Here is a 13,908-nt window from a genome sequence, read left to right on the forward strand (position 1 = left end):
TGCTTCCGTGCGATTGCTTCGTACCTACCCATGACAAGTTTAAATTGGGTGTCATGCTGAGCCTGTCGAAGCATGGCGGGTAGGGCCTCTGCGCACGACTCTTCGACAAGCTCAGAGTGACAGGCCTGCCCGCAAATGTCATATCTCCTTCAGATGCCTCGGCTTTTACTTACTCGCAATGACGTGGTTGGATATTTGGCTAAACTAAAAATCACGGCCCCGGATCAAGGGGCCGTGAAACCAATTAATAAACCGGATCAAGAGTTAATTATAGCCCGGGTTTTGTGTGAGCTTAGGGTTTTGGTTGGTTATCCTTAATGGTAACGGCAACCAGTTCATATGCTCAGAGAATGTATTTTTAAATATCGGCACTGGTGTATAGGTTAACTTACCCGCGCCATCGGCTGTTATTTTCATACCATATTCCTGCTCTTGCAATACAGCAGGTCCTTTGGTGGTGATATCCCAACGCCTGATATCATACCAGCGTTTATCTTCAAACACAAACTCAATACGGCGTTCGCGCCTGATAACATCACGCATCTGGCTTTGATTTAAACCGGCCGGGAGTGCTGGCAGGGCCGAACCCGCACGTTGCCTAACCTGGTTAACGGCTGCGTAAACAGATGCATCAGGGCCAACAGCCTCATTTTGAGCTTCAGCATAGCTAAGCAATACTTCGGCATACCTGAAAATGATATAGTTAGAGGTGCCCTGCGTAGTATTTAAACTTGTTTGGCCACGGATAGATTCATCCAGCGTTTTCTTGCCGTTGTAACCCGTGTTAGTGATATCGCTTGATGAACCAAGATCGATCTCGTTATTACCACCTATGCGAGATTTGAAGGTATCGCCCTGCCAGGTTGATCCATCATATACGATAGATTGATAAAACCTCGGCTCGCGGTGTACATAAGGGTTTTGCGGATCGTAACCCGATGTTGGATCGGTAATAGGTTTACCGTTATCCATCTCGTAATCATCAATCAGGTTTTGCGTAGGGGCAAGGTTACCCCAGGCTTGCTGGCCTCCATTTACAATTACCGGCCCCAAAATACCTTCGCGTTTGTGGCCGCGGTTCGGCGCTGCATAGCCACGGGCAAAAATGGTTTCTTTATTCCAATTGTTCAGCGATAAAAACTGCCCGGCATAATCGCCAAAAATGATATACTGCCCAAGGCCCATTACCTGTTGATTGGTGGCGGCGGCCTTAGCCCATTTAGCGGCATCATTGGTTGTATTACTTAGCGGACTTGCAGCAAACAGTTCTATCCAGCCTTTAAGCGTTAAAGCAGCACCTTTAGTGGCCCGGCCATTATCTGATGTTAATGGCAAAGCAGCAGCTGCAGCATCGCAATCAGCTTCGATAAATGCTACAGTCTGGTCGGCCGTACCGCGTGCTACGAAGATATCGTCCCCTGTGCGGTTGTCAAGTGGTTTTGAAATGAGGGGCACACCGCCGTAGTTGGTGTACAGCAATGAATAATAGTACGCACGCATAAACGTAGCTTCGCCTACACGTTTGGTGTACCAGGCATCGCTGTATTTGCCTTTGTTAGCGGCTGTGTTTTGTAGAAATACGTTACACTTACGGATATTGGCATAAACGGTTTCCCATTTCCAAGAACCCGCCGGACCATCAATAGCGTTTGATGGGTTAAGCGAATTAGCACGGATAACGGATTGTCCGGTTTCCCACGATGCACCGCAGGCGCTGTTATCAGTGTATTGATCCGAATTTTGGGTTTCGTTGTTGATATCGGGCAGGTTGGCGTAAATATCGTTTAGTACCAGGTCGGCATTGGCTTCCGACGAAAATGCTGCCGCATCTGTCAGGAAACCTTTGGGTGGTACATCTAAGGCGTCTTTTTTACAGGCGCTTACACTTGCAACAAGCAAAGCGAGAAAAAATACTTGTCCTTTTTTTAAATATGTTGATCTCATCTTGTTATAGTTTAAAATGTTGCATTAACTCCTATTGAAAGCACGCGCTGCTGGAAATAATTTTCGTTACTTCCGCTGTTTTCCGGGTCGATAGTTTCCTTAACCGATGGTGTCCAGGTAAACACGTTCTGGCCTGCAGCGTAAACCCTTAGGGAGCGCATGGCTTTACCCAATAGTTTGCTTGAGAAGGTATAACCTAATTCAAAGCTCCTGAGGCGCAGGTACGAATTGTTCCTGATCCACCAGCTTGATGATTGCGTGTTGTTTGATTTTGGCGTACCATACAAGCGTGGGTACAGGGCATCGGTATTTGATGGCGTCCAGTGGTCTTTGTAAGTAAGTTCGGTTGCCGAACCTGATGCCTGGAAGGGCCATGCGAAATAGTTATTTAGTGCCATGTTGCTGTTGCCCGACCCCTGGATCAAAATATCTACATCAAAGTTTTTGTAGGTTAAGCGTGGTTCTAAACCATAAATAATTTCCGGAGTATTTGGGTGACCAATAACCGTTTGGTCGTTACCATTAATCTTGCCATCGCCATTTAAATCGGCATATTTTAAATCGCCTGGGCGTACCGCACCAAATTGCGGAATCGGAACACCTGGTTTAAGCGTTTTACCATCAGATTCAAAATCAGCAGGAGTAAAGTAGCCCAAAGCCTGTAGGCCGAATTGCGTACCGTTAGGCCTGCCGGTACGGCGGGTGTTAGGGTTGGCGTAAGTACCTGCATCTTCATAAACTTTAACCAGTTTGTTGCGGGCAAAGGTGAAAGTACCTTTAATATCCAAACGCAGATCTTTATTAAAGCTTTTTGAGCTGGTAATGGTTACGTCAACGCCGTGGTTTTGCATGTTGGCACCATTTACCAACCCCAAACCGATACCATACTCAGGCGGAAGAGAAGCCGCGATCTGCGCTAACAGGTTCGATCTTTTTTCGCTGAAGTAATCAACCTCAAAACCTAAGGCTCCGTTCCATAAAGTAGCTTCTAAACCCACATCAATTTTGGTCGCTTTTTCCCAGGTGATATCGGGGTTACCCTGTAAACCTTCGTAAACGCCTTGAGTTGTGGTATTGTTCAATACTGCCGAACTGCCTGAAATGCGGTAAGGGCTTAAATATTGATAGGTAAGAATATTACCTCCGCTTGCCGGGTAAGCACCCGATTGACCCCATGATCCCCTCAGTTTCAGGTTATCGACCCAATCAAGACTTTTCATGAATTTCTCTTCAGAGATGCGCCATCCCGCAGAAAACGCCGGGAAGAAACCCCAACGGTGACCGGGAGCAAACAGGTAACTTCCATCATACCTGCCGGTAGCTTCTAACAGATATTTTTTATCATAAGCATAACCTAAACGGTAAACGTAACCGATCTGTTTTTGCCCGTCCGAGTGGCCAGAGTTGGTTGCATCAGAAGGAGCGGGGCCGCCGAAATCAAGCTCATCGATATCGAGGTTATAGTTGATTTTTTTTGCCGAGAAGGTCTTGTATTTTACTGTACGGTTTTCAACTACCAATAAGCCTGTGATATCGCTTTTTCCGAATGATCCTGAGTAATTCAATAACCCTTGCGCTGTAATTGAATGCGTTTGGTTATAAGTTTCGGAATAAGATGGATACTGACTACCCTGGATGCTTTGCACAAACGTGTAAGGCTTTTTAGTTTTATCGGCTACACTATAAAATGGAATAGGTGTACGGTACGAGCGTTGAAACGATGTTTGTGTATTAAACAAAGGTTCAGGCCCGTTATCGTAACTGATGATACCTTTAATGCTTAAACCTTTGATAGGCAATTTTTGATCGATAGATAATTGCGACATTAAAGCCGAATTTTCGTTGATGTCATAACCGCTATGATAGATCTCGCCCACTAATGATTGACCGATATAGCCGCCCCATAAACCGTTGGTGAAATACACCGGCGTATAAGGAGCGGTACGCTGCGCCTGATCTAAAATACTACCGGCACCGGTACCTGGGTAATGCCCGTCTTCCACGTAGCTATTTACCGAAAAGTTCACCGTGGTGCTTTTGGTAGCGTTAGCCGTTAAGTTTAACGATCCGTTGTATTTGTTTAGATAGGTGGTGCTCCACATACCATCCTGGTGGGTATAACCAACCGAAGCGAAATACTTGATATCATCACTACCGCCCGATAAGGTAATATTATGCGCAGTGATTAGCCTGTTTTTCAGGATGATATCATGCAGCGGATCGCTATCGCCATGTACATCAAGGTCTGAATGATCTTTGTATTTCTGCAGATCATCGTCGGTAGCGAAAGGGGTGTATTGTGTACCCGCATCAGCCGCGTCGTTAGCGTTAGCTTCGTTACGCATCAGCGCGTATTGGTACGAGTTGGTGTACTGCGGTATAAAAGTTGGGTTTTGGAAACCTACATATCCATTGTACGTTAACGAAGCCTTGCCGTTGCGGCCTTGCTTGGTGGTAACCAAAATTACACCGTTGGCACCGGCCACACCGTAGGGAGCTACCGCCGCGGCATCTTTCAGTACCGTAAAGGTGGCGATGGTGTTAGGATCAAGGCGGCTGAAATCTCGCGGAACACCGTCAACAATCAGCAATGCTGACGAACGGTTAAATGATCCTTGTCCACGTATCTGAATGTTCGAAGCGTCGAAACCCGGCTCGCCGCTACCCTGGGTTACAATTAAACCCGAGGCACGGCCTACCAAACTGTTGGTTAAGTTTACCACCGGTTTTTGAGCGATCTCGGCTGTGTTGATGGTAGCTACCGCCGCGGTAGATGAAGTTTTCTTTTGCGAACCGTAGCCTATCACCACAACTTCGTTAAGGTTTTGAGCGGCGGGTTGTAACCTTACAGTTAAGGTGCTTTGGCTGTCAATGGGCACATCGAGTGTATCATAACCAATATAGGTAAAAACCAATACAGCGTTGTTGGCTGCCTGTATCGTAAAATTACCGTTTACATCGGTCACGGTACCGCTTGTGCTGCCTTTTACTCTTACGGATACACCGGGAATGGTTTGCCCGGTAACTTTGTCAACAACACGGCCCTTTATAGTTTCGGCATTAAGCTTTGTATTTACAGCCGCGTTCCCGGTGGTGGCGGGAACGCTTTTTAAAGGTGCTGCAAAACTTAGATCAGAAACAAATAAAAGGACTATGCCGCCCAGGTAAAACCCGGACTTTTTAATGTGAACATACTTTTTAAGTAAAGTCTTTTTCATAATTAAGGTTTAATTACACATAGTTTAGGGGTTGATTTGAATTGGTTTGGGGTTGTTGTCTGGTTTTTACTTTCATTGGTTTTTTTGAGGGTTATTGAATGGTTTAATTGTTGGTTTAAATTGAACGCACTATCAAATCCATATGCCGCCCGCCAGAGCATGCATTAATTAGTATTGATTTGAATGGTTGTTAGTTGCGTTAATTGGTTGGAACAAATAACCTGTTTAATTGAGGCGGGAGATTGCCAAAACATACATATTTATTGACCAAAAGTGCATTTGTGGAGAGGAGAGAGCGAATAGGAGTAAAAATGCCGTTTAGCTATATAATATAGGAAGTAGGAGGATTGCATATAGCACTCCCCGTCAGCAGGGAAGCTTCGGGCGAAAGCGGGCAGAACAATGGTAGCCTTGAGCGCGGGACGGGGCATAGCTACTTTTTGCAGAAGCGGGGGCTATGGGCGAACGTAGTAGGGCAAAATTTAGCAGCCCGTGGTTCTGCCCGCTTTGCAGGGCAATGGCAAGCGACAGGATAGTGCGCAGGTCAGCAGGCAAAGAAGCCTCCTGCTGACTTGATTTTTTGGTTACTTTTTTATCAAGAAAAAAGTAACTGGCCCCGCCCGGCCAAGAGGGCGACGATGTTTGTTATAGGGATATATTTGTTGTGAACTTTCGCTTTAGGTGAGTAGCACGAGGCTTGCGTTATTCACGTTAAGAAACGGGATTTGATTCAATACCGAGAGCATTGGCCGCTCATTTGCCGTGGCGGCTGTTCCTTTTGTCTTGACACAAAAGGAACCAAAAAGTCAGAAAAAAGCTTCAGCGCACAAGGCCTGCCCCGAAGCCCATCGGGGGCCATACGCTTGGCCCGCTTTTCTGTCAGGCCACCGCTCACTCATTTCATAAACTTGTTGTGGATTGATAACGAGGAAGTTTTTATTAAACATCAAAACGTACATTTTTTTTAACATCGCGTACTTTTTAAAACCGCAATGTTAAATTATCCGGTATATAAAATTCATTTTTGTTTATGATATCGTTCAAACTCGAAACCTCTTTTAATGAATTCATTCAGCACCATATCATAAACCAATTATTAAAATAAACTATCCGCATCAAATGAGCATCAAAAACCTTTTGGGTTTAAACAGGTACGCGTTTATCAAAACACTGTGCGTTTACATTTTGGTAAACTGCATTAGTGCTATTGCCGCTCATTCACAACCATATCCTTATAAATTCAATTACCTTACGGTTGATGAAGGTCTGTCGCATACCGATGCCAATTACATTGTACAGGATAAACAAGGTTACATTTGGGTAGCTACTTTTTTTGGCCTCGACCGGTATGATGGTTATTCGATAAAAAAGTTTTACAATAGCAACGTTCCGCTTAACAATGCTTTCAAAAACAGGCTGATCTGTCTTTACCCCGATAACGACGGCAATATCTGGCTTGGCACCGAAGGCGGATTACAATGCTTTAACGCCCGGTTGGAAAAATATACCGATTTTACTGAAGCAGGCGGAAGTAAAACAAGCTTTCAAAAAGTAATCAAGCCTGCCGGCGATCTGCTATATGTTTATACCGGTAGTCAGCTCAAAATATTTCGCGTTAAGGGGAGTACGGTCGTGCTTCAAAAGTTGGATACCCCCGCAGGTCTTCACGTAAATGATATTGCCGCAGATAAAAGCGGAACACTTTATCTATCAGGTAATTTAGGCCTATGGCGATTGGATAAGGGTAACAAACTGTTTAAAGTGGCAATTAACGGTCTGGCCGACCAGGAATTTACTCATGTTTTTTTTGACAGATGGAATAACCTGATGGTATCAGCCAAAAACGTTTTATGGCTATCGGATAAAAACGGAGGTTTGTTTTCTGTAGATAAACAGTTTGTTGGCCAGGGTTATTCGGATATTAGAGGAATGGCGCAAAGCAGCAAGGGCGATTATTGGATAAGCACGCCCGGCGCGGTTTTAAGGTTAGATAGTAAGCTTAATTTTATCCAGGCGGTAAGCGACAAAACATCGCCGCATGGCTTAAACTCAAATTCACTGAGCAAAATTTTTATCGATCGTACCGATTGTCTCTGGATCTGTACTTTTGGTGGCGGTGTTAATTATTGCGATTTAAATAAAAAACTGTTTTATACGCTACAGCATAATCCCGAGGTGCCCAATTCGTTGGCGGGTAACCACATCCGCTCGGTATTGGCCAATGGCGATGATATTTGGGTGGGTACTACAGCCAACGGATTAAACCGTTATAACTTAAAAACGCAGAAATTCAGTTATTATAATACATACAACTCGCCCATAAAGTTAAAAAGCGATGCCGTTACTGCCTTAGTGTTTGATAACGACCATAACCTTTGGATAGGCAGTTCATCCGGCATTGATATCCTAAAACCTGATGGCACATTATGGAAACCCATCGGCTCTGAACTTTTTCCAACCCATGTAATTGATTGCTTTACTAAAGATTATTACGGTAACATATGGTTTGGCAACCATCAGGATAACGTGGGCGTGATATGGAAGGATGCTTCAAATCGCTACCGCATAAAATACTACGGCGAAGGTTATTTTATTTATGCCGATAAAAACCGCCCGCAATTGATGGTTTCCAGCATCCACGGTTTAAAGCGGATGATCATTGATAGGGAGGGCAATGTTTTAAAAAGCTTTTCATATAATGCCTCGGCAACTAAGGCCAATTCGCTAAGCTCAGATTATACCTATCCCATAGATAAACAAAACGATAGTACTTATTGGATAGGCACAATCGGCGGGGGGCTTAACAAACTGGTGCTGCGTGAAAAAAACGATACCTATGCCATCACTACCTATGCGGGTAACTATGGCATATTTAACGATGTGGAAAGCCTGGAGGTTGATGATGCCGGTAACGTTTGGATGGGCGGTAACGGGCTGGAATGTTTTAATCCCATTACCGGTAAACTGATCCGTTATGATAAAAACGATGGGCTGCAGGGCAATAGCTTTAAAGTAGGCGCATCGTACAAAGGAGATGACGGTCGTTTATATTTTGGTGGGATTAAAGGCCTCAATTATTTTTATCCCAACCAGATCAAGGCTAACGAGATAGCCGCGCAACCGGTTTTTACCGATATCCTGATCAATAACCAGCGACCGGTTTATGGCGACAGCGATTCATCAAAAAACGCTATCCCGCAGGCTATAGGTTACTGTGATAAGCTTAACCTTAATTACCTGCAAAATAACTTCGTGATCTCGTTCTCGTCCATGCATTTTGCAAATCCGTTAAAATGCAGGTTCAGGTACAAGCTTGAGGGGTTTGATAAGGATTGGAAATATACCGATGGTAAAAATCCAACAGCGGCTTATAGTAACCTTGATTACGCCGGTTATAAATTTGTGGTTGAGGCTACCAATAACGATGGTGTATGGAGCAAAGCCAAAGCAGAAATGACAGTTACGGTAACTCCGCCATGGTGGAAATCTGGCCTGGCCAAGCTTGTTTATGCGATTTTGTTTTTATCTGGGTTGGTAGGTATTTACATATACCAGGCACGCTGGTACCGCCTGAAACGCGAAATGGAAGTACGCGCCATTAATGAGAACAAGCGCGAAGAAATGCACCAGCAGCGCGAAGAACTTTACCAGCAACAGCTGATGTTTTTTACCAATGTATCGCACGAGTTCCGCACGCCATTAACGCTGATATTAGGCCCGCTTGAAAGCCTCATCGGGCAAAATAAAAACCCCGCGCTCGATTATTCGTACCAGCTAATGTACCGGAATGCCAAACGGCTAATGAACCTGATTAGCGAGCTAATGAACTTTAAAAAAGTTGCGGATAGTATTATCAAGCTCCAGGTTCAGCCTTTATTGATCAGCCAGTTTTGCAAAGATCTTACCTGGGAGTTCCAAAATCTTGCTATCAACAAAAGCATCAGTTTTGAAGTGAATGATCAAACAGAAAACCAGGCTGTTGAGGCAGCTCCGTTTGATGTTCAGGTATTGGAAAAGATATTGTTTAACCTGCTCAATAATTCGTTCAAGTACACCAATGCAGGCGGGAAAGTATCGTTCGATGTGTTTTTTGACATCGACAAATTCAAGCCATCGTTCAATACAGGTTTTGAATTGCTGAACAAAGACCACCGGGCAAAAAAATATATCTATTTCAGGGTTGCCGATACAGGGATAGGAATTTCCGGCGAGTCGATCACGCGCATTTTTGATAGATACTACCGCATTAGTAAAAATCACCTCGGCTCGGGCGTGGGGCTGGCACTGGTAAAAAGCCTTACGCAACTGCACAAAGGCGATATTTACGTTTACAGCGAGCGATATAAGGGCACGGAAATTATCATTGGCATTCCTTGGGGCGAGGAAAATTACGAGGTTACGGAAAAGGTAGCCATCAGCGGGGCTGAGGCGCAATTGGAAACGATAGATAATGCTATAATGATCCCATTACCGGAGGGGGAACAATCAGCAAGTACAGGTATTCCTGTTAAAAGCCGCAAACATTTGTTGCTGGTTGAGGATAATCATGAGCTGCGGGCCTTCTTAAAACAATCGTTCGAGAACTATTACGTAGTGCACGAGGCAGAAGATGGCAAACAGGGGTTTGATATTGCCACCAAAACGGTACCCGATCTTATTATTAGCGATGTGATGATGCCCGGTATGAACGGTATTGAGCTTTGTAAACTACTTAAAGAACAGTTTGAAACCAGCCACATCCCATTCGTTATTTTATCCGCAAAAGATGCTTTGGATACTAAAATTGAGGGGATGGAATCGGGTGCGGATTTTTATTTCGCTAAACCTTTAAGTATTGATCTGCTGTTGTTAACGGTAAGCAACATATTTGAGCAGGCCGAAAAGCTAAAGCAGCGGTACACTAAAGATTATTTATCGGAAGCTACCGAACTGGTACACTCCGAAAAGGACAAAGAGTTTTTTCAAAAGCTGATCAATGTGATTGAAGATAATATCCAGGATCTGAACCTCGACGTGGATTTTTTGTGCAGGCATTTGTACATCAGCCGTACCAAATTATATCAAAAAATAAAAGGCATCTCAGATCAATCAGTCGGCGAGTTTATCCGTACTGTGCGGCTTAAACGCGCTATCCAGATCATGACGCACGAGGATGTTTCGATGAATGAAGTGGCCGATAGGATAGGTTTGCAAAGCAATTCTAATTTTTCGAGGGCGTTTAAAAAGGAGTATGGCAAATCGCCTTTGCAGTTTATGCAATCGTTAAAAAAAAACCAGACACAAGCTTAGGCCGATATTCAAAAAAATGAACGGAACGTCAACAAAAATGTATAATTTGCCACGTCCCTAAATCAATTTAGCGGGTAATTTGTAACGCTATTTATATAAACCTATCAATGAACAATCCAATTAAAAACCTGATCAGTTTAACGTTATTAATTTTTTTTACGGTTGGCACATTAAGCGCCCAAACCAAACCACAGTACACGAAATACGTAAATACATTTATCGGTACCGCTCCGCTTAATGATCCTAAAGTTTTGGGCTATAAACTACCCGACGGATGGCGCTCATGGGCAGGCCTTACCTTTCCGGGCAGTTCGCTGCCAAATGCAATGGTGCAACTAAGTCCGATGACAGCTTACGGCTCGGGTGCGGGCTATCAATACGAAGATTCGGTGATATTGGGCTTTACCCATACCAACAAAGGGCACTGGAACCTTTGTAATATTCCGATCCTCCCGGTATCAAATCCTAAAGGCGATAAGTTCGGCTCTAAATTTTCGCATAAAAAAGAAAGCTCAGCGCCCGGTTTTTACCAGGTATATCTTGAGGATTACGATGTAAACGTTAACCTTACCAGCACGCTAAGGTGCGGTTACCATCAATACCAGTTTAAAAACAACACCAACAGGCAAATCCTTTTTGATCTGGGTAAAGCCAACAGCAGGGTATCAACCTGGCGCATTGAACAGGCCGGGTCAAATGCGGTGCAAGGTTTTCAGGGCGGTGAGAATGTTTATTTCTATGCTACGATAAATACAAGGATCAATAAGTTAGAGAAAACAGAAGAAGGCCAGCGTAGCGGCCATGCTATGTTATATTTAGCTGATGGCGGCACAGGTCCGGTTGAAATAAAGATCGGTTTATCTTTTGTAAGCGAGAAGAACGCGAAGGAAAACCTCGAAAAAGAGATCGGCAATAAAAGCTTTGACGTGATCCGCGCCGAAGCATCACAAACCTGGGAAAAGCTGCTTTCAAACATCCAGGTAAAAGGCGGTACCGAGAAGCAAAAACGCATGTTTTATTCAAGCCTGTACCGCTCGTTCCTGTGGCCTGCATTACGCAGCGATGTAAACGGCGAATTTACCGATGCCAAAAAGAATGTAGTTAAAACCGGCTTCAGATATTACACAGAACCTTCGCTTTGGGATACCTATCGTAATAAAGATGTTTTATTGGGATTGATAACACCCGATGTTACGCTGGATGTAATTAAATCCCTGAAAAATGTTGGTGATAACACAGGCTTTATCCCTACGTTTTTCCACGGTGACCATGGGGCATCATCTATCGCCGGCGCTTACCTGCGTGGAATCGATCAGTTTGATGTGGAAGGCACGTACAAGCTATTGTTAAGGAATGCCAATGTTGAAGGTGGCCCAAGGCCTTACATCACCGAGTATATCCAAAAAGGTTATATCTCTGATCCGGATATCGCTAAACCCGAGGTAGAAACTAAAGCCAAAGCAGGTGTTTCAAAAACTTTAGAGTATTCATATGATGATTATTCGGTTGCGCAGATAGCCAAAAAATTGGGGGATACGGCCAACTATCGCATTTTGATGGCCCGTTCAAAAAACTATAAAAACATGTTCGATCCGTCAACCCGCTTTATGCGCGGCAGGTTGGAAAATGGCGATTGGATCAAAAATTTCGATCCGCAACATCCGTACTATGAGTACATGTACCGGGAAGCTAACGCCTGGCAGGTTTCATTTTTCGCTCCTCACGATATGCCAGGATTGATCAAATTATATGGCGGCCCTAAAGGTTTTGAATCCAAACTCGATTCGCTGTTCACCCTGCCATGGAACCCTAATTATATAGCCCGAAACGTAGAGACCATGATAGGCCAATACTGCCAGGGTAACCAGCCCGATCACGAAGCGCCATTTGCTTACATCTTCATCAATAAGCCAGCAAAATCGCAAAAAATGATCGATTATATTTTGAATAACCTGTACGGTATAGGAGATGAGGGGCTGGAACTGAGTGGTATGGATGACGCGGGCGAAATGTCGTCATGGTATGTTTTCAGTGCTTTGGGCTTATATCCGTTCTCAGCAACTGATCCGAAATACATTGTTACCGCGCCGCTGTTTGATGAGGTAAAATGGACAACCAGCAATGGCAAAACCATTACCATCAGCAAACCAGGTAAAGGCAGGGCGGTTACATCGGTGCTGGTAAACGGAAAGGTTAATCCGGGCTATTTTGTATCGCATGACCTGTTTAAAACAGGAGGGAAAATTAATATTGTTACGAAGTAAAGCAATTTAATAGTCTACAAGCATTTAATAAATATCGCAATTGCTTCGTACCTACCCGTAACAAGTTGGCGACTCCAGACTTACGAAGTTTTAAAAACTTCGTAAGTCTTACCTGCTTAGTCATATCCTCCTTCAAAACCTTCGACTGTTATTACTCGCAATAACGATCTGATAATGTCACGATTTTCTCCGGTCAGCATTTTGCGATTTTTCTTCCAACAATTCCCGGCATAAGGTGTTACTCTATCATGAAAAATCCATTCAAAAAAGAAGATAACACAGCATTAATCATTGCAATTGCAGCAGGTGCCGCATTAGCAGGTGTAACAGCTTATTTGTTTTTAACAGAAAGCGGGAGCGAGGTGATCAGTTCGATCAAACACAAGTTTAAAGATGAGGCAAAAGACCTTGCATCAGATATAGTGAGCAACAAAACCGGTATCAAGAAAAAGACCGTAAAAAAGGTAGCGGATCATATTGCTGAGTAATATGCCTTCGAGATCAAAAAAGCCTTACGTTATCTGCCATATGATGAGTTCGGTAGATGGTAAAATTTTAACCAAAAACTGGACCGGCACCAAAACCGGAGAAAAATCGACCGGCCTCTACGAAAAATACCATAAAAAGTATGATAGCCAGGCCTGGATGTGCGGCAGGGTAACAATGGAGCGTGATTTTGCCGACGGATTATACACCCACAAAGGGGCAAAGGTAAAAGACGCCAGCGATTTTATTGCCGATGCAAATGTCAAATCATTTGCTATTGCTTTAGATGCTAAAGGCAAACTGGCTTGGAAAGACAACAACATCGATGGTGACCATATAGTAGAGGTGCTAACTGAACAGGTTTCACAATCGTATCTGGACTATCTGAAGGATTTAGGCATCTCCTATATTTTTGCCGGTAAAAACGAAGTAGATCTTGAGCTTGCTTTAAATAAGATCGCGGCTCGTTTCCCAATTAAAACACTGATGCTGGAAGGCGGAGGCAACCTGAACGGCGCTATGATAAAAGCCGGACTGGTAGATGAACTAAGTCTGTTGATACTGCCGCTGGCTGACGGTACAACCGCGACCAGCGTATTTGAAACGGGTGCTGTTACAGAAATGAAATTAAACAAGGTAAAAGAATTGGCAGGTGGCGTGATCTGGCTAAATTATAAAATCAAAAAGGCCAAATAAACACTTCTTAT

At 43.9% G+C, this 13,908-nt stretch carries 7 protein-coding genes; 5 read left to right on the top strand and 2 right to left on the bottom strand.

Translation table 11 applies throughout. The features are described from left to right. Positions 1-264: 264 nt before the first annotated feature. Both AAFN85_RS12825 and AAFN85_RS12830 read right to left on the bottom strand, forming a co-directional pair. Positions 265-1,944: a RagB/SusD family nutrient uptake outer membrane protein gene (locus tag AAFN85_RS12825; RefSeq protein ID WP_347527727.1), complete on the bottom strand. Its 1,680-nt coding sequence runs from the start codon at positions 1,942-1,944 to the stop codon at positions 265-267. 11 nt (positions 1,945-1,955) lie between these two features. After that, entirely contained in the window at positions 1,956-5,162 is a 3,207-nt protein-coding gene (locus AAFN85_RS12830; protein WP_347527729.1) for a TonB-dependent receptor, read from the bottom strand. 347 nt (positions 5,163-5,509) lie between these two features. Here AAFN85_RS12830 and AAFN85_RS12835 point away from each other — a divergent pair, with 347 nt between their 5' ends. The 5 genes from AAFN85_RS12835 (at position 5,510) to AAFN85_RS12855 (ending at position 13,897) form a co-directional block, all read left to right on the top strand. Then, positions 5,510-5,698 (top strand): hypothetical protein, encoded by a 189-nt coding sequence (locus AAFN85_RS12835; protein WP_347527731.1) that lies wholly within the window; start codon positions 5,510-5,512, stop codon positions 5,696-5,698. Between the two features lie 583 nt (positions 5,699-6,281). Further along, positions 6,282-10,451, top strand: coding sequence for a two-component regulator propeller domain-containing protein (locus tag AAFN85_RS12840; protein ID WP_347527732.1), 4,170 nt, complete (start codon positions 6,282-6,284; stop codon positions 10,449-10,451). 107 nt (positions 10,452-10,558) lie between these two features. Then, complete coding sequence (locus AAFN85_RS12845; RefSeq protein WP_347527734.1) at positions 10,559-12,715, top strand: GH92 family glycosyl hydrolase; 2,157 nt, start codon at positions 10,559-10,561, stop codon at positions 12,713-12,715. A gap of 248 nt (positions 12,716-12,963) precedes the next feature. Next, the gene (locus AAFN85_RS12850) at positions 12,964-13,203 is read left to right on the top strand and encodes a hypothetical protein (RefSeq protein WP_347527735.1); all 240 of its coding nucleotides are present in this window, start codon (positions 12,964-12,966) and stop codon (positions 13,201-13,203) included. 1 nt (position 13,204) lies between these two features. Further along, positions 13,205-13,897 (top strand): RibD family protein, encoded by a 693-nt coding sequence (locus tag AAFN85_RS12855; RefSeq protein ID WP_347527736.1) that lies wholly within the window; start codon positions 13,205-13,207, stop codon positions 13,895-13,897. Positions 13,898-13,908: the final 11 nt, after the last annotated feature.

Origin of the sequence: Mucilaginibacter sp. CAU 1740 (assembly GCF_039839285.1) — a bacterium.
Taxonomy (GTDB): domain Bacteria; phylum Bacteroidota; class Bacteroidia; order Sphingobacteriales; family Sphingobacteriaceae; genus Mucilaginibacter.

What these genes read in the sequence shown, in the direction of transcription:
- AAFN85_RS12825 (WP_347527727.1), bottom strand. Translation starts at nt 1,944, where the DNA reads ATGAGATCAACATATTTAAAAAAAGGACAAGTATTTTTTCTCGCTTTG.
- AAFN85_RS12830 (WP_347527729.1), bottom strand. Translation starts at nt 5,162, where the DNA reads ATGAAAAAGACTTTACTTAAAAAGTATGTTCACATTAAAAAGTCCGGG.
- AAFN85_RS12840 (WP_347527732.1), top strand. Translation starts at nt 6,282, where the DNA reads ATGAGCATCAAAAACCTTTTGGGTTTAAACAGGTACGCGTTTATCAAA.
- AAFN85_RS12845 (WP_347527734.1), top strand. Translation starts at nt 10,559, where the DNA reads ATGAACAATCCAATTAAAAACCTGATCAGTTTAACGTTATTAATTTTT.
- AAFN85_RS12850 (WP_347527735.1), top strand. Translation starts at nt 12,964, where the DNA reads ATGAAAAATCCATTCAAAAAAGAAGATAACACAGCATTAATCATTGCA.
- AAFN85_RS12855 (WP_347527736.1), top strand. Translation starts at nt 13,205, where the DNA reads ATGCCTTCGAGATCAAAAAAGCCTTACGTTATCTGCCATATGATGAGT.